Origin of the sequence: Bowmanella denitrificans (genome assembly GCF_039522935.1) — a bacterium.
GTDB lineage: Bacteria > Pseudomonadota > Gammaproteobacteria > Enterobacterales > Alteromonadaceae > Bowmanella > Bowmanella denitrificans.
Genome location: NZ_BAAAEI010000006.1, coordinates 15271 through 32421, shown reverse-complemented (window position 1 = coordinate 32421; position 17151 = coordinate 15271). Strand labels below are relative to the sequence as shown.

At 51.9% G+C, this 17151-nt stretch carries 13 protein-coding genes; 7 read left to right on the top strand and 6 right to left on the bottom strand.

The features are described from left to right. Nucleotides 1-11: 11 nt before the first annotated feature. The 5 genes from ABD028_RS03110 to ABD028_RS03090 all read left to right on the top strand — a co-directional run bounded on the left by ABD028_RS03110 (nucleotide 12) and on the right by ABD028_RS03090 (nucleotide 8790). A complete protein-coding gene (locus tag ABD028_RS03110; protein WP_343841648.1) occupies nucleotides 12-3314 on the top strand; it encodes an efflux RND transporter permease subunit in 3303 nt (1100 codons plus the stop codon). Then, entirely contained in the window at nucleotides 3298-6363 is a 3066-nt protein-coding gene (locus ABD028_RS03105; protein ID WP_343841646.1) for an efflux RND transporter permease subunit, read from the top strand. Before ABD028_RS03110 ends, ABD028_RS03105 begins: the two co-directional genes overlap by 17 nt. A 121-nt stretch (nucleotides 6364-6484) precedes the next feature. Next, nucleotides 6485-7213 carry a DUF3108 domain-containing protein gene (locus ABD028_RS03100; RefSeq protein ID WP_343841643.1) on the top strand — a complete coding sequence of 243 codons (729 nt, stop codon included), beginning with the start codon at nucleotides 6485-6487 and terminating at the stop codon, nucleotides 7211-7213. 130 nt (nucleotides 7214-7343) lie between these two features. Then, on the top strand, nucleotides 7344-8129 hold the full coding sequence (gene cysE / locus ABD028_RS03095) for a serine O-acetyltransferase (protein ID WP_102795501.1): 786 nt from the start codon (nucleotides 7344-7346) through the stop codon (nucleotides 8127-8129). A 103-nt stretch (nucleotides 8130-8232) separates the two neighbouring features. Continuing rightward, nucleotides 8233-8790 carry a DJ-1/PfpI family protein gene (locus ABD028_RS03090; RefSeq protein ID WP_343841640.1) on the top strand — a complete coding sequence of 186 codons (558 nt, stop codon included), beginning with the start codon at nucleotides 8233-8235 and terminating at the stop codon, nucleotides 8788-8790. A gap of 16 nt (nucleotides 8791-8806) precedes the next feature. Here ABD028_RS03090 and ABD028_RS03085 read toward each other — a convergent pair whose 3' ends face one another. Next, nucleotides 8807-9655, bottom strand: a complete 849-nt coding sequence (locus tag ABD028_RS03085; protein WP_343841637.1) for a PhzF family phenazine biosynthesis protein — start codon at nucleotides 9653-9655, stop codon at nucleotides 8807-8809. A gap of 121 nt (nucleotides 9656-9776) precedes the next feature. On the opposite strand from ABD028_RS03085, the gene ABD028_RS03080 reads away from it, so the two are divergent. Then, the gene (locus ABD028_RS03080; RefSeq protein ID WP_343841635.1) at nucleotides 9777-10697 is read left to right on the top strand and encodes a LysR substrate-binding domain-containing protein; all 921 of its coding nucleotides are present in this window, start codon (nucleotides 9777-9779) and stop codon (nucleotides 10695-10697) included. A 169-nt stretch (nucleotides 10698-10866) separates the two neighbouring features. Further along, a complete protein-coding gene (locus tag ABD028_RS03075) occupies nucleotides 10867-12069 on the top strand; it encodes a bifunctional alpha/beta hydrolase/OsmC family protein (protein ID WP_343841633.1) in 1203 nt (400 codons plus the stop codon). A 53-nt stretch (nucleotides 12070-12122) separates the two neighbouring features. Here ABD028_RS03075 and ABD028_RS03070 read toward each other — a convergent pair whose 3' ends face one another. From ABD028_RS03070 to ABD028_RS03050, 5 genes are all read right to left on the bottom strand, one after another. Further along, entirely contained in the window at nucleotides 12123-14363 is a 2241-nt protein-coding gene (locus tag ABD028_RS03070) for a xanthine dehydrogenase family protein molybdopterin-binding subunit (RefSeq protein ID WP_343841631.1), read from the bottom strand. Next, complete coding sequence (locus ABD028_RS03065; protein WP_343841628.1) at nucleotides 14360-14821, bottom strand: (2Fe-2S)-binding protein; 462 nt, start codon at nucleotides 14819-14821, stop codon at nucleotides 14360-14362. Before ABD028_RS03065 ends, ABD028_RS03070 begins: the two co-directional genes overlap by 4 nt. Further along, nucleotides 14818-15408: a nucleotidyltransferase family protein gene (locus tag ABD028_RS03060; protein WP_343841625.1), complete on the bottom strand. Its 591-nt coding sequence runs from the start codon at nucleotides 15406-15408 to the stop codon at nucleotides 14818-14820. The genes ABD028_RS03065 and ABD028_RS03060 overlap by 4 nt, the downstream gene beginning before the upstream one ends. Next, nucleotides 15405-16415: an XdhC family protein gene (locus ABD028_RS03055; protein ID WP_343841622.1), complete on the bottom strand. Its 1011-nt coding sequence runs from the start codon at nucleotides 16413-16415 to the stop codon at nucleotides 15405-15407. Before ABD028_RS03055 ends, ABD028_RS03060 begins: the two co-directional genes overlap by 4 nt. Nucleotides 16416-16516: 101 nt before the next feature. Beyond that, entirely contained in the window at nucleotides 16517-17050 is a 534-nt protein-coding gene (locus ABD028_RS03050; RefSeq protein WP_343841619.1) for an SRPBCC family protein, read from the bottom strand. Nucleotides 17051-17151: the final 101 nt, after the last annotated feature.

Genomic DNA, 17151 nt, shown 5'->3' with positions numbered 1-17151 from the left:
GGAAGATTATCATGAGCTTAGTTGATGTGGCTGTTAAAAGGCCGGTTACTGTGTGGATGTTCACCTTTGCCATTATCTTATTTGGCATGGTGTCACTGTCTCGACTGGCACTCAATCTGCTACCCGAGTTGTCCTACCCTACCCTGACCATTCGCACCGACTATCCCGGTGCAGCTCCAGGTGAAGTCGAGCAACTGGTGAGTAAACCGGTGGAAGAAGCCGTTGGTGTAGTGAAGGGTGTACGCACCGTAACATCTACCTCAAAAGCCGGTCAGTCTGATGTGGTGCTGGAATTTGAATGGGGCACCAGAATGGATCTGGCCAGCCTGGATGTACGCGAAAAGCTGGATGTGATCTGGTTACCACTGGATGTGAAAAAGCCGTTACTGCTGCGTTTTAACCCCAATATGGATCCCATACTGCGCATGGGGCTGGGGGCTACACAGGGTAATATGGATGCCAATGCAACCAAACGACTGCGTACCTATGCCGAGGAGGAATTCAAACGTAAGCTGGAGTCCGTGCAAGGTGTTGCCTCAGTCAAAGTCGGCGGTGGCCTGGAAAATGAAATCCAGGTTCTGATCAATCAGGACAAAGCCAGTCAGCTTAATATTAAACTGGAAGAAGTGATCGCCCGTCTCAAGGCTGAAAACGTGAATACCTCAGGAGGCCGGGTGGAAGACGGCAGTCGTGAGTATCTGGTGCGCACACTCAATCAATTTCAGAATCTTGAGCAAATGCGCGATCTCTTTATTGCCAGTCGAGAAGGCCGCAATATCCGATTAGGCGACATCGCTGAGGTGCTGGACAGCCATAAGGAAAGAGATGCTATTACCCGCTTCGCCGGTTTGGAAGGCGTGGAAGTCGCCATTTACAAAGAAGGTGACGCCAATACCGTACAAGTCGCGCAGAATGTTAAACGACGTCTGGAGCAGATCAAAAAAGACATTCCGGCCCAGTATCAGTTACAACTGGTGTATGACCAATCTCTGTTTATCGCCAGCGCCATTGACGAAGTCAAGTCAGCGGCCATTATTGGCGGTTTTCTGGCCATGTTGGTGCTCTATCTGTTCCTCAAAAACATTTGGCCCACCCTGATTATTTCCATCAGCATTCCGGTGTCCATCATTGCCACTTTTAACCTTATGTATGGTAACGACATCAGTCTGAATATCATGAGTTTGGGTGGCATCGCACTGGCCATCGGCTTGTTAGTGGATAACAGTATTGTGGTGCTGGAAAACATTGACCGCCACAAAAAGCTGGGCAACCATCCTCACGATGCGGCCGCTAAAGGCACCAAAGAAGTGAGTAACGCCATCATCGCCTCGACGTTGACCACCATGGCAGTCTTCTTCCCACTGGTTTTTGTTGAAGGCATAGCCGGTCAGTTGTTCAGCGACCAGGCCCTGACCGTGACGTTTGCTCTGGCGGCTTCATTGGTTGTCGCACTGACACTGATCCCTATGTTGGCGGCCAGAGAAAAGCAGCCGGGTCAGACTTCGCCGTCTATGGAGCTTGATTCGGCACCGGATGATGCTGTTGCACCGCCCAGCGGCATAGCGGCTAGAACGCTGTATGTCTTGGCCTGGCCGTTCAGGATGCTGATCAAAGCAGTCGGTAAGCTGATCTATGCGCTGTCGCTGTTCATTAGTAGTGCGGTCGTGATGTTGACCCGTTTGCTACGCAGACTGTTCGGTTTACTGCTGCGACCTTTTCAGTGGGGCTTTGAGAAGGGTTTTAATATCCTTGAACATGCTTATCAGGTGATGCTACGCGCGGCCATGCGGCAACGAATGCTGACCTTAAGTGGAATCCTGGCTGTGTCGCTGCTTTCACTGGCGCTGATCCCACGTCTGGGGATGGAGCTGATTCCACCTATGTCCCAGGGCGAATTCCATGTGGAAGTAAACCTCTCTACCGGGGCGCGTTTGGAAGATACAGACCAGGTGCTGGAAAAGCTGGCCCTGTTCACCCAGCAATTACCCAACGTGCAACGCACCTATTCACTGGCGGGCACCGGTAGCTTAATGAACGCATCCCCCAGCCAGGGAGGCGATTACTGGGGCAAACTGAATGTGGTGATGACCCCAGGCAGCAGCGCCACTGACGAGTCCAACACCATGGACGCCATGCGTGACTACCTGCGTACCCAGGCAGGTATCACCGCCAAATTTGGCAAACCCGAAATGTTTAGTTTCTCTACGCCAATGGAAATCCAGCTCACCGGTTATGATCTGAGTATGCTGAGCCGTTATGCCAACGAGTTGGTGAGTTTACTTGAAACAAATAACCGATTCGCTGATGTTAAATCCACCTTGCGTGCCGGTCACCCCGAACTGAAAATCTACTTTAACCATGCCAAGTTAGCACAGCTGGGGCTGAGTGCCGCCGACGTATCAAAACTGATAGCGGCCAAAATTGGTGGTGAAGTGGCAAGCCGTTATGCCATTGATGATCGCAAAGTCGACATTCTGGTGCGCACCCAGGAGCAACAGCGCGATTCAGTACAGGATATTGCCGGTATCACAGTCAACCCAGGTGGCAGTCCGGCCATTCCCCTGGAAGCGGTTGCCGATATCCAGATGTCGGTTGGCCCAAGTGAGATTACCCGGGTAGGTCAGGAGCGTGTGGCCCTGATAAGTGCTAACCTGGCCTATGGTGACTTAGGTGAAGCGGTGACTGACGTTAAACAGCTGCTGGCTAAACTGGATTTGCCACTTAGCATGCAGGCCCGTATTGCTGGTCAAAATGAAGAAATGCAGGTTTCCTTTGATTCGCTGAAGTTTGCTCTGCTACTGGCGGTGTTTATGGTGTACCTGGTCATGGCTTCCCAGTTTGAATCGCTGCTGCATCCCTTCCTGATCCTGTTCACCGTCCCCCTGGCTTGTGCCGGCTCTATTTACGGGCTGTATATTACTGGCACCAATATCAGCGTAGTGGTGTTTATCGGCCTGATTATGCTGGCAGGTATCGTCGTTAACAACGCCATCGTATTGGTGGACCGTATAAACCAATTGCGTGAAAGCGGCAGTGACAAACATGACGCCATATTTGCAGCAGCAAGCAGCCGCCTGCGCCCGATTTTGATGACGACATTAACCACCACCCTAGGTTTATTGCCAATGGCCATTGGCCTGGGGGAAGGGGCAGAAATCCGTACCCCCATGGCTGTCACCGTTATCTGTGGATTATTGTTTGCCACCGTACTGACTTTGCTGCTGATCCCGGTGCTGTATAGCCTGTTTGACCGTAAGCAGTTTATTCAAACCAGTCAGACTACGTTGGAGGTGGGTCATGAACAAGCTCGATAATATGAGCGTGGCCCTGACGGACTTTGCCATTCGCAAGCCGGTTACCGTTTGCATGCTGTTTTTTTCCATGCTGCTGCTTGGCCTGATGGCCAGTCGGTTGCTGCCCCTGGAGAAATTTCCGGGCATCGACATCCCACAAATGGTGGTGGTAGTGCCCTATCAGGATGCCACGCCCGCCGAAGTGGAAAAGATGATCACCAAGCCAGTGGAAGAAGCGCTCGCCACTATGTCAGACGTTAAACGCCTGTCATCGCGTTCCAACGAGGACAGCGCGGAGATCGAGCTGGAATTTAACTGGGGTGAAAACTTAAACGCCAAAAGCATCGAAGCCAGAGAGAAAATCGATGCCATCCGCCACCTGCTGCCTTCGGATGTGCAACGCATTATGGTGTATCAGTTTAATACCGCCGATTTACCCATTTTTCAGTTGCGGGTTTCCAGTGATCGGGATTTGTCTAATGCCTATGATCTTCTGGAACGTAATCTGAAGATGCCCATAGAACGGGTCGCCGGCGTGTCCAAGGTAGAGCTTTATGGGGTGATGAAAAAACAGATTGCCATTCGCCTGGATGCACAACGTATCGCTGCACTGCATATCGACCTGACCAAACTGTACAATGTGCTGCAAGACGCTAACTTTTCCATGACAGCCGGTCATTTCTTTGAGCTGGACCAGAAAATCACCGTGAACCCGCAAGGGGAATTTCGTAGCAAAGAGGAAATAGAAGATCTGATCGTTCAGCAAGGTATTCGCCTGAAGGATTTAGCCGAGGTTCGCTATGAAACACCCAGACGCACCGAAGGCCGTCATCTGGATAGAACCTACGCAGTTGGGTTGAATATTTATCGTGAATCCGGCAGTAATCTGGTGGAAGTCTCCCAGGCGGTGCTAAAGGTAGTGGACGAAGCCAATGAAAGCCCGGCATTTAATGGTATTAATCTGTATATCATGCAGGATGAGGCGACCAGCGTAACTCAATCACTGAGTGACCTGCTCAGCGCCGGTATGCTGGGGGCACTGCTGTCGGTTATTGTGCTCTATGCGTTTTTGCGCCAGTGGGCCCCTACCCTGATTGTGGTGTTGTCTGTGCCCTTTGCCATCTGCATTACCTTAGGCTTTATGTACTTTATGGGATATAGCCTGAATATTCTGTCCATGATGGGCTTAATGCTCGCCATTGGCATGTTGGTGGACAATGCCGTGGTAGTCACCGAAAGTATCAGCCACGAGCGTGAAACCCAGCCGGATGCGATCAAAGCCACTAAAGCCGGTGTCAGTAAGGTCAGTCTGGCAGTTATCGCCGGTACGGCCACCACCGCCATTGTGTTTTTACCTAACATTGTTGGCGAAAAACAGGAAGTCACGGTGTTCCTTGAGCATGTGGCCATCGCCATCTGTATTTCACTGTTTGCCTCACTATTGATTGCCCAGACGCTGATCCCACTGCTGACCACTCGTCTTAAATACCAGGCGAGCAAACCCAGGAGCCAGGCTGGTAAGTTTGCCAACTGGTATAAGCGTGTGCTGAGCTGGACCCTGGCTCATCAGGGCAAAACCGCGTTAATTGCCATCCTTATCCTGCTGTCCACTGCGATTCCTATGGGTGTGGTAACCAATGACGGGGACAACGACAACCCAAACAATCAACTTTGGCTTAACTACAATATTGACGGTAACTACAGCCTTGATGAGGTGGAAAAAGAAGTCAATCGGATGGAGCAGTACTTGTATGCCAATCAGGAGCGCTTCCACATTAAACAGGTGTACAGCTATTACAACCCTGGTCATGCCGTGTCCGGGCTGACCCTGAATGAAGACCTGCCCATCAGCCAGGCAGAGCTGAAAGACATGATTAGAAAGGACATGCCCAGCTTTGTACGCAGCCAGCCCAGCTTTCGCTGGAATGAGAGTAAAGGTGGTGTGCGCCTGACCTTGCTTGGGCAATCGTCAGAGACATTGATGCGTATTGCCGATCAAATTGTTCCGGTGCTGGAACGGGTCGAAGGACTGACCGACGTCAGAGCAGATATCAATGGCCAGAAGGAAGAGTTGCAAATTCGCGTAGACAGACAGAAAGCCTTCCGCTTTGGCTTGTCTGCCGAAACCGTTGCCAATACCGTTGCAACCGCATTGCGGGGCGCCAATTTGCGTACCTTCCGTCACGGGGATAGCGGTGAAATGGATATTCGCCTGATGTTTGACGAATCATTGCAACATTCACTGGACGAGTTGAAACGGTTGACCATCAAGCGCGATGACAAACAGAATATCACTCTGGATATGGTGGCCGACATCAGTATTAAACCGCGTTTGTCGCAGATCCGTCGCTATTACCGGCAAACGGCACTGGGCGTGGGAGCTAACCTGCAAGAAGGCACCACACTGGAGCAGGCCCGCGAGCGGATAGAAACGGTCATGGCCAATATCGCGCTACCGAGCGGCTACAGCTGGACACTGGATGGCAGTTTCCGTAACCAGAATGAATCAGAAGCCGTCATGCAAATTAATATGCTATTGGCGGTATGCATGATTTATCTGGTCATGGCTGCGCTGTTTGAATCCCTGCTGCTGCCTACCGCCGTTATCACGTCACTGCTATTTTCCTTCACGGGCGTATTCTGGGCCTTTTTGGTCACCGGCACCAATATGTCAGTGATTGGTATGATTGGCATGTTGATTCTGATGGGGATAGTGGTCAACAACGGTATTGTGCTGGTTGACAGAATTAATCAGCTTATTGGCGAAGGTGAAAGCGTTCATCAGGCCATACTGGATGGTTGTTTAAGCCGTGCCCGGCCGATACTGATGACCGTCGCCACCACAGTACTGGGACTGATTCCCCTGGCACTTGGCGGCACCCAAATTGGCGGTGACGGCCCGCCTTATGCTCCGATGGCCATTGCCATCATTGGCGGCCTGCTGTTTTCCACCCTGACCAGCTTATTCTTATTACCCCTGACATACTTAGGGCTGCTTAAGTTGCGCCGTGCCACGGTTAATATGATTGCTGACAGTAAACGCCTGGTCGGCCGCGTTATCCCTGAATAATCACATCGCCCCGAAAGGGGCGTTGTTATTTAGCGAACATCGCTTGTTACATAAAGCCGTTGGACAGAAGGGCCTGTTCACATTTCAATCAACATTCCTTCAAGCAAAAAAATAATTCGCTATGGTTTTGAACAACACCTTGTATGCATTGTGTTTTTTGTTAAGCGCAAGTTCCATTTCAGCCGCCGAGTCACTTACCCATCTTACCAGTCAGGATTACCCCTTGGGTGACCACCGTTATCTGGTCTATATCACCGACGCCAACACCGGCACGCTGAAAAATACTGCCATCTGGCAACGCATCGTTAGTATCGATGAGTATCAAGGTCAGCCGGCCATTAAAATAGAACAGCACTGGCAAAGTGCCGATGCAAAAGGCAACCGCGACCTGGTGTCTTACAACCGAATTGACAATTTCTTACCCTTATATCACCGTACCCATAATGCCAAGGGCACCGAAGCCTATGTATTTGAACCACAGCAAATCCACGGTGATAAGGACCTGCAAGACAACTTAAACAGCGATTTTTTGCAATCCCACCAGCCAGGGTTGTTAAATTGGGAACTGGATATGGAAACCTTTGCCCTGCTCGACCTTGCTGGCAAGTCTCAGATAACCTTACCTTTTTATCATCCAGGCTCTAAAACGGCACCAGCAAATTATACGTATCAGGTCAGCGAGAAGTCTTACCATACACCTTACGGTATTGCCTTGCCTTGTTGGGTTTTGCATTACTCCGACGGTGACAAATACCAGGTGGATTTTTACCTGGATAAAGTCAGTGGTCTGGTTATTTATATGCAGGAAGTCTGGGACAATATCCGACGGTATAAAATAAAGATAACCTGACAACTCAATTTCCAGACGATGGGGCATATCGGTTAATACGCTTTTGCAATGAGCCATTCCCCTTAATTACAAGACCTTTAGGGCGTTGATGCGTACAATAGCCGGCACCCTTGAATATCCGGGCTTTTTCATGCGTCACCAAATCTGGCAACAACTTCGACTGGAAGCGGAAGATCTGATCCGCACTGAACCCTTGCTGGCGAGTCATGTCTACTCGTGCATTTTAAATCACAGCTGTCTGGGTAGTGCGTTGAGCTTTATTGTTGCTAACAAGCTGACGGATGGTGTGGTGTCTGCCTTTACCTTTCGGGAGCTGTTCGATCAGGCTTTTGTTAATTGTGACAATATGCTCACCCATGTCAGTTGCGACATTAAAGCGGTGATTGACCGCGACCCCGCCGTTGATAAATACCTGACCGTGCTACTTAACCTCAAAGGTTTTCAGGCCATTCAGGTACACCGTCTGGCCCACTGTTTGTGGCAACAGAATCGTCGCGATCTGGCCCGCTTTATTCAAAGTCGCAACTCCGAAGTGTTTGGTATCGATATCCATCCCGCCTGTAAAATTGGCAAAGGAGTCATGTTTGACCACGCCACCGGGATTGTGATTGGTGAAACAGCCGTGATTGAAGACAATGTGTCAATTCTTCAGGGCGTCACCCTGGGTGGCACAGGTAATGAAAGTGGCGACCGCCATCCCAAGATCCGTGAAGGCGTGATGATAGGCGCGGGCGCCAAGGTACTGGGCAATATCGAAGTGGGCAAAGGCGCTAAGATAGGGGCTGGCTCTGTGGTACTGCACGCCGTCCCAGAGCATACCACAGTGGTGGGTGTACCTGCCAAAGTAGTGGGCCGCACCAACTGCGAATGCCCAGCTGAAACCATGGATCAATCCTTTGCCGAGGAACAATCCTGAACCGATAGAATGTCTGGTTTTCTATCAGGTTAGGCAAAGAGACTTTTCAGTTGGTGGATAGCAGCGTACTCTTAGCTTATTAATCGCACTCCAGGAGGAACTGATGGCTAAGATACTGATGATTACCGGTGACTTTGTCGAAGATTACGAAAATATGGTGCCGTTTCAAGCACTGTTGGCTATGGGCCATGAAGTGGATGCTGTGTGCCCGGGTAAGCGCAAAAATGAAACGATTGCCACCTGTATTCACGATTTTGAAGGTCAGCAAACTTACACCGAGAAACGCGGCCATAACTTTACCTTGAATGCCAACTTCGACGATGTGGCTGCCTCAGATTATGACGCTCTGTATTTACCGGGGGGCCGGGCGCCAGAGTATTTACGACTGGATAGCAAGGTACTGGCCATTGTCAAAGCCTTTATGGCCAGCAACAAGCCAGTGGCAGCAATCTGTCATGGTGCCCAGCTGTTAACCGCCGCCAATGTGATTGAAGGTAAAAAGGTGTCGGCTTATCCAGCCTGCGCACCAGAAGTCAGACTGGCAGGTGCCGAGTATGTAGAATTACAGATGGATGAAGCCATCACCGATGGCAAGCTGGTTACCGCCCCGGCATGGCCCGCTCATCCTGCCATGCTGAAACACCTTGTAGCACTGCTATAACAGGTCAATGGCCGGTTTAATCCCCGGCCAATTCCACCGCGGTGCCGGTAACCGACACCCCTCCGGTAACCGGAACACTGACATTAAGCTGGCTGGGACGCCCCATCCTAACCCCCTGCTGAATTTCAAATTGCATGGGAGCCTTAATCAGTCCGTGATCGCGCAAATAGCCCCCCAGCGCCGCTGCTGCTGCACCTGTGGCGGGATCTTCCACCACCCCACCAACCGGAAAAGGATTCCGACTGTGGTATAAGCCACTGTGTTCACGCCAGATCAATTGCAGGGTAGCCAAACCATCTTCCAGCATCAGGGTCTGTAAGCGATTAAAATCATAAGCAAGATTGTCCAGTCTGCTCTGGCTTTGACAGGCCAGTACCAGATGCCAGGCCCCAGCAAAAGCGAAGATTGCAGGAAGAGACATATCCAGCTCATCAGAATGCCAACCGATAACATCCAGATATTGTGCAAGCCTGGCCGCTGGAATCGGCCGCTGCTCTGTGGCGACCGAGGTTAATTTGGCGAAGCCCTTACCATCCCGTTCTTCGGTTTCCAAGGTGACCTCTCCAACTGAGGTATGCAGTCTGTAAGTTCCTGCTCCGCTGGCTTTTGCCAGCACCACGCCAGAGGCAATCGTAGCATGACCACAAAATGATACCTCGGCCAACGGGCTGTAGTAACGAATCTGTCGCTCTGCCCCTGTGCCTGGCGCAATAAAGGCTGTTTCCGAATAGCCCACTTCAGCGGCAATGCGCTGCATGGTTTCGGCATCAGGTAATTGTTCACCTATCCAGACGCCGGCCGGATTACCCCCGTGCGGACTCTCGCTGAATGCGCTAAGACGAAATAATTGCTCTGCTTTATACATAAGACATCCCCCTGTTGCTTTGAAGTGTCCAGTATGAGCAGTAGAATAATTTGTCACAACGGAGTTATTCTTAGCCTATGACCAAAAAATATTAAGCCAAATGTCACAACGTCTTCCTCCAATGAATAGTTTACGAGCCTTTGAGGCCGCTGCCCGTCACGGTAGTTTTGTAAAAGCCGCTGCAGAATTGCACGTTACCGCTGCCGCCATTAGTCATCAGGTGCGTGAGTTAGAACAAACACTCAATCTAAAATTGTTCTTACGTCGACCCAGAGGAGTCATATTGAGTGAAATGGGTAACCGCTACTATAAAGATGTGGCAGAAGTGTTCAGGCTACTTGGGCAGGCAACACTTTCATTGCAAAACGTTGATATCGCCGGTCCCCTTGAATTGTCAGCGCCGCACGCATTTTGTCAATTCTGGTTGGCACCAAGATTGCAAAAACTGCGGGCGGCAATGCCGCAGCTGCGATTGACGGTCAAGGCAGACAATCATATTTGCGATATGCGTACAGACAAAGCACAGGTCGCCGTGCGATTTGGGATGGGACAATACCCCGGACTGCACAGTGTTTTTTTAATGTCAGATGCTGCCGCGCCACTAGTGTCCACCAGCAAACTTGAGTATGCCGCCGTTGATCGCAAAACCTTGCTACAAACTGAACTGCTGCTTGCCGAGCATAATTTGAATCCGGACGAACCCTGGATGGGTTGGTCGCCATGGTTACGAGAAGCCAGAGTCAATAAGGCAAAGCACAATACCCTATCGGTATCAGACAGTGCACTAGCGCTATCGGCTTGTTTAGCCGGAAATGGTCTGTGTATTGGACGTTTGAGCCTTGCATTTGAGGCAATTAAGCGGCAGCAGCTGAGTATTCTTATGCCTTGGCGCATTACTGACTACGGCTATTACCTGCTGTGCAGCAACGTCAACATTAGCAATCCCAGGATCCAAGCCTTCAGCCAATGGCTACAGGAGGAAATCAGGGAGTTTACAAGCAGTACAAAAGTTCTCTGTGACATTGCCCTGAACAACAATTAAAGGTCATCTCAAAAAACTCGTATATGCCGCCGGGTTGACCCAATGGGAGTTTATTGCACTAAGCGCCATTCACTTGTAACGTCTATTCACCGTATCGGGGTATCGCTGCCAGTTTCGGCCAGGCACAACTGACCATGCATGGTTAAGGATGAATACACGGGAGTCTGTTATGCGAGAAGAAATTAATTTTCCGGGACTGGGACATCAGCTCAGGGGGCTAATGGAATGGCCAGAGCAGCCTATTCGCTGTTTTGCCTTGTTCGCCCATTGTTTTTCCTGCGCAAACAACAACGTGGCCGCATCCAGCATTGCGTCGGCCTTAACGGCTAACGGCATTGCCGTGCTCAGGTTTGACTTTACCGGACTTGGCAGCAATGACGGTGATTTAACCAACCATCACTATTGCGCCAATCTGGATGACTTACTGGCGGCCGCCAGTTTTTTGCGCCAAAGGTATCAGGCCCCCGCCCTGCTGATTGGCCATAGTCTTGGCGCTGCGGCCGTACTGGCCATGGCCGGGCAGGTTAAAGAGGCTAAAGCCGTCATCACCATTGGCGCGCCGCACAGTGCCGCCCATGTAGTGCAGCACTTTGGCAGCTCGCTGCTGGATATACATCAGCAGGGTCAGGCCAGTGTGAGTTTGGGCGAACGAGAGTTCCTGATTAAGAAGCAGTTTCTGGATGATATCAATGCCTATCAGGGCGCCTATCTAAGTGAACTGAATAAAGCCTTGCTGATTATGCATGCACCGCTGGATAGCACGGTGGCCATAAGCGAGGCAGAAAAGATTTATCAGGATGCCCGTCATCCTAAAAGTTTTATCAGTCTGGACCAGGCTGACCATCTGCTCACAGCGCACTGCGATGCTCAGTATGTGGCAGAGACCATTGCTGGTTGGGCAAGCCGTTACCTGCCGGAAGTGGATAAACAACCTGGGGCACCGGCCGGACAGATTTGGGTGGAGGAACATAATCACAGGTTTACCGTCAGGATCAGTAGCGCCCATCACCATTGGCTGGCCGATGAACCCAAAAACCTGGGCGGTGACGATCTGGGGCCCGATCCTTACCAGCATTTACTGGCGGCGCTGGGCGCTTGCACTGCCATCACGCTGCGTATGTACGCAACGCGTAAAACGCTGCCACTGGACCACATCAAGGTTGCCCTTTCTCTGCATCGCGAGTCTGACAATCACGGGGCAAATAACACCCAGCAGGAAACAATTCAGCGACGCATTGAGCTGAGCGGCAATTTAACCGACGCACAGCGCCAGCGTTTGCTGGAGATTGCCAACAAATGCCCCCTGCATCGCACCATAAGTGGCCCAGTCGTTATTCAATCTGAACTGGTTGAGCACACTCAGCCTACCTGATCTTGCTTCACATTATCTGCGCATAAAAAAGGCGGCCTGAGCCGCCCTGTCATCTACACCTGCATATGCTTGCTTATAGGCAAGTCGCGAATGCGTTTGCCGCCTGCGCGAAATATAGCGTTGCACAGGCTGGCCGCCACCGGCGGTACACCGGGCTCACCCACCCCACCAGGCGGTTGGCTGGACTCGACAATATAACTGTGAATTTGCGGTGACTGATTAATGCGTAGCAGCGGGTAGTCATGGAAGTTAGACTGCACCACCGCACCGTCTTTTACGCTGATTTCCCCCATCATCGCCAGCGACAGGCCAAAGATCATGGCCCCTTCCATTTGCGATCTGACCCTGTCGGGGTTCACCACGGTGCCAGCATCAATGGCGCTGTGCATTTCCAGTACCTGCACTTTATTTCCATCCACCCGGACTTTGGTGGCCACCGCCACATAGCTGACAAAACTGCGATGCACACTCAGTCCCCAGGCTTCATTTTTAGCCGTGGGTTTGTCGACCCCGGCTTTATCCGCCACCAGATTCAGTACCCCTTTAATGCGGGCCGTATCAATGGGGAAAACCGCTTTGGATTCGCCATAATTGCCGTATTTAAAGCCTTCAGGCTCAGGGTCGACCAGGCGATCACTGCCCAGCAGCTCCAGCCACAGTTCCCGTGGTCGGCGCTCTAGTTTATGCGCCAGTTCATCCACAAAAGAACCAATGGCGAAGCCATGCTGGATATTGCTGACCGAACGCACCCAACCGATACGCAAATGCGCTTCCGCCTTTTGGACCTCACAGGACAAATTATCCAGCGCAAAAGGCAAGTCACCAAAGCCCAAGTCCAGCTCCGAGCCGGATGGCTCATCTGAGGTGCCATTAAAGGTCCAGCTGATACTGGGAAACGCGGTACGCTGCAACCAACTGACCACCCGGCCGGTGTCGTCCATGCCCGCCGCAAAATGCATCGCGGCGGCGGCGTGATAGTAACCGTGACGAATTTCATCCTCACGGCTCCAACTGACCTTAACCGGCTTACCTGTCTGCTTAGCCAGAATAGCCGCTTCTACCGAGAAATCCGGTTTGGATTTACGGCCAAAGCCACCGCCCAGCAAGGTCACATTGACTTTGACTTTGTCAGGCTCAATGCCAAGCGCGCCCGCCACATTTTGCTGGGTGCTTTGTGGTGTCTGGGTACAAGCCCAGATTTCACAGGTGCCGTCTTTAAATACTGCCGTTGCTGCAGGCGGCTCCATCGGGGCATGAATCAGATAAGGTACGCTGTAGCCCGCTTCAAAAGTGTCCACCGCGTTCATCATACCGGCATAGGCATCACCGATACTGCGTATCACTTTACCTTGTTGTTTTACCCGGCCTTTCAGCACGTCCAGGTAGGCGTCCGAGTCGTGTTCGCTGTGGGTACTGTCGGTCCATTCAATACGCAGTTGCTTACGTCCCTGCATCGCTGCCCAGCTATTGGTCGCCAGTACGGCAACGCCGGGTAAAGGTTTAAACAGCACAGGTTCACTTTGCTCTGGCATCACAAAGGTGTCGACCACGCCTTTAACTTTCAATGCCGCGCTGTTGTCTACTGATTTGACATTGGCCCCCACCACCGGAGTACGCTCAATACTGGCGTATAACATGTCAGGCAGTTGCACGTCCTGACCAAATACCGTCTGGCCACTCAGAATGGCGGGCATATCCACAATCGGAACGTCTTTACCTATGTAGTTAAAGTCATCAGGGGACTTAAGCTTAAGCTGGTCTTTGGCCGGTGGGGTTAACCCGGCGGCCGCTTCTGCCAGCTCGCCAAAACGCAAACTGCGGCCCGACTTCTGGTGCCAGACCTGATGATCCCTGGCCTGTACTTCTTCCAGTGGGACCTGCCACTGATTGGCGGCAGCCTGTTCCAGCATCGCCCGGGCTGACGCACCCATTTCGCGCATAATCTGGTAAAAACGTCTGACCGAGCGCGAGCCGTCGGTATTCTGGCTGCCGTATTCGGCATTGGCCAGCCCCTGCACCACCTGCACTTTTTGCCAGTCAGCCATCAGCTCATCGGCCACCACTTGTGGCAAGCCGGTGCGGATCCCCTGACCCATTTCACTGCGATGGCAAATAATATGCACCAAATCATCACTGCCGATGCTAACAAACAAATTCAGTTCACTAACTGCATCCCCGGTCTGGGCCCAGGCCGGTCTGAATCCGGGCAGCAATCCACCCAGCACCAGGCCGGTGGCACCCATGCCGGTTAATTTTAAAAACTGTCTGCGGCTGACGTTGGCTATCTGGCTCATGATTTGCTCCCCAGCTTAGCGGCCGTCTTAATCGCGGCCTTAATCCGCGGATAAGTACCACAGCGGCAGATATTGCCCTGCATCTGCTCATCAATGGTGTTGTCATCAGGATTAGGGTGTTTAGCCAGAAGGGCCGCTGCGCTCATCATCTGCCCAGACTGACAATAACCGCACTGCGGCACATTATGCTCTTTCCAGGCCTGCTGCACCGGGTGTGATGCATCCACCGCCAGGCCTTCAATGGTGGTCACTTTTTTGCCCTGCACTAACGACATGGGCAAGGTACAGGCTCTTACTGCCTGGCCGTCAAGATGCACGGTACAGGCACCACATAAGGCCATCCCACAACCGTACTTCGTGCCGGTCATGCCCAGCATATCCCGCAGTGCCCATAACAGCGGCATATCGTCCTCGGCATCCACTGACACGGCATTGCCGTTTAAGGTGAAATTCATCATGGTCTTTTTCCCCTGGCTTGTTGCCATTGTTTTAATTCATCTTGGGTATCAATATCTGTTGCAGCCTGCACCATTGGCAGGGTTTTGAGTCGGGACGGTTCTGCCAATAGCAGTGCTTTTGCCCCCTTGTCACCGTTAAGTTTTGCCAGCGCAGCAAAATCAATGCTTGGAAATATCGCTGGCACACCAGGTCCTTGAGCATACTCTGCGGCAATACGACACTCTTTGTACAGTTTGGCCTGTTTTAATAACGCCACCAGTTGCAAGGCGCTAATATCGGGCTGATCAGCCAGCCCCACCAACACATGGCTGATATCCGAATGCAGCCACTTTATGGCACTGGCCAGACTGCTGCCCATGCCCTGTTGCCAATCGGGATTCACCACCATATCCACCCAATCAGGCATGATAGGTTCAATTTTGTCTGCATAAGCCCCCAGCACCACCACGGTCTGTGCCAGAGCAATGTCTTGGTAAGCAGACAAGCAATGCAATAGCATCGGCCGCCCATCAAGGGCAGCAAGCTGTTTAATGCCACCATAGCGACTGGCATTGCCAGCAGCTAAGATCACGCCCGCCACTTTCATTGAGCCAGTTCACCACTGATGGACAGACCATCTTTGCCTTCCAGCACCGCATGGATCTCTGCCAGCGTGGCCAGTGCAATGGACTCTGGCAGTTCACCGCCAAGGCGCAGTCCTATGGGGCTGAATAGCGGAGCAACAATGTCCCGCTGACTTAAGCCGGCAACTTTCAATACCCGCTCGGTGCGATGTGCAGGTCCGAGGATGCCCAGATACTTCAGAGGCAAATTCCGACACACAGACAGCGCCTGGGCGTCCAGCTCCACATGATGAGCCATTAACACCACGGCATCCAGACTATCCAGCCAGGGCTGTTGATCAAGCTGGCTAATGGGTTCATGTATACAGTTGGCCGCAGGAAACCACTCAGCTCTGGCATTGGCTGGACGCGGGTCCACCAAACTGATACGCCAGCCCAGTTCATTGGCCATCGCCACCAGCGGTTTGGCGTCCAGGCCGCCACCGAATATACCAATATGCGGAGCGGGTTTTATATGCTGGGTAAAGATCCGCCCCTGGGGTAGATCAAACTGGCCGCAGCGCTCGTTATCATCCAACCATTGGGGACGCGCGGTCAGCAATTGATTATCGGGCCGCCCATCGTCCAAAGACTGTGAATAATATCCGCCGCGCTGCTGGTTCAGTTCATCCAGCAGGGCATCCAGGTGCAAGTACTGATTTTGTGCATCAATGGGCTGAAGCAGTATGCGCACCATACCGCCACAGCCGATGCCCAGTTGCCAGGCCCAGTCGTCTTCGTCCCGCTGGTCATATTGAATAATCCGGCTATAGCCGCTGTCCCAGCAGCGCCTGGCCTGACGCAGAATATCCGCTTCCAGGCAACCGCCGCTGAGCAGACCACGATACTGGCCCAGACTGTTGATCAGCATCATGGCACCGGCTTTACGATAGCTGGAGCCCGCGGTTTCAATAATGGTGGCCAGCACCCATTGCATTTGGTCTTTTTGTGCCTGCCAATGGGCCAGCATTCGACTTAACTGATTCGACATAGATGTTAACTCGCTGTAACTTCCGCTAGTGCATCAGTCATAGTGCAACGAATCAACCGGCACGGGACCAAATTCTATTTTCATAAGACCAACGGACACCACTAACGGCTGTTCTCAACCAGGGTCTTAAGGTTGGCCAGGCCCATTTCAAAATCCGGCCCGACCATGGAGTCCATCATCACCGCAAAATAATGATTGATGGGGTTGCTGCCCACATCACCATAATCCACCCATTGCACACGGGTTTTGCCTTCTTCGTCGGTCAAAATAATTTCACCGGTGCTGCCCATTTCAAATTCGGGGAAATATAGGCTGTACACCAGTCGCTTGTCCGGATCGGCGGCAATAATCTCCATCACGCCGCTGCCTTCCTGGGCACTTATCCACTCTGAACGCATTCCCACCTCAGCTGTAGGGCCATCGTAATGAACCTGCATGGCGGGATCGCGCTTAAACCACACGCCCCAATCCTGCCACTTTTGTAAGTCCGCCACTTGGGGGTAAATTTTTTCAGCGGGGGCGTCAATGGTAATAGAGCGCTCCACCCTGAACTCAGAGGGCAACATAAAGCCCACCGCAAAAAACAGTACAATCAGCAACACCAACCCAAGAGCAATTTTTTTTATGATTCCCATGTTGTTCTCCCTAAATTCCAACGCCACAAAGTATTTTTATAACATATGCTTAACTTTTCACAGGGCTTTTACTGCAGGCTGCTGACCTTTTTGCCCGGGCA

Bases quoted from the DNA above. Each gene is read 5' to 3' on its own strand.
- ABD028_RS03110 (WP_343841648.1), top strand. From the start codon at position 12: ATGAGCTTAGTTGATGTGGCTGTTAAAAGGCCGGTTACTGTGTGGATG.
- ABD028_RS03075 (WP_343841633.1), top strand. From the start codon at position 10,867: ATGCGAGAAGAAATTAATTTTCCGGGACTGGGACATCAGCTCAGGGGG.
- ABD028_RS03080 (WP_343841635.1), top strand. From the start codon at position 9,777: ATGAATAGTTTACGAGCCTTTGAGGCCGCTGCCCGTCACGGTAGTTTT.
- cysE (WP_102795501.1), top strand. From the start codon at position 7,344: ATGCGTCACCAAATCTGGCAACAACTTCGACTGGAAGCGGAAGATCTG.
- ABD028_RS03100 (WP_343841643.1), top strand. From the start codon at position 6,485: ATGGTTTTGAACAACACCTTGTATGCATTGTGTTTTTTGTTAAGCGCA.
- ABD028_RS03050 (WP_343841619.1), bottom strand. From the start codon at position 17,050: ATGGGAATCATAAAAAAAATTGCTCTTGGGTTGGTGTTGCTGATTGTA.
- ABD028_RS03070 (WP_343841631.1), bottom strand. From the start codon at position 14,363: ATGAGCCAGATAGCCAACGTCAGCCGCAGACAGTTTTTAAAATTAACC.
- ABD028_RS03105 (WP_343841646.1), top strand. From the start codon at position 3,298: ATGAACAAGCTCGATAATATGAGCGTGGCCCTGACGGACTTTGCCATT.
- ABD028_RS03055 (WP_343841622.1), bottom strand. From the start codon at position 16,415: ATGTCGAATCAGTTAAGTCGAATGCTGGCCCATTGGCAGGCACAAAAA.
- ABD028_RS03085 (WP_343841637.1), bottom strand. From the start codon at position 9,655: ATGTATAAAGCAGAGCAATTATTTCGTCTTAGCGCATTCAGCGAGAGT.
- ABD028_RS03065 (WP_343841628.1), bottom strand. From the start codon at position 14,821: ATGATGAATTTCACCTTAAACGGCAATGCCGTGTCAGTGGATGCCGAG.
- ABD028_RS03060 (WP_343841625.1), bottom strand. From the start codon at position 15,408: ATGAAAGTGGCGGGCGTGATCTTAGCTGCTGGCAATGCCAGTCGCTAT.
- ABD028_RS03090 (WP_343841640.1), top strand. From the start codon at position 8,233: ATGGCTAAGATACTGATGATTACCGGTGACTTTGTCGAAGATTACGAA.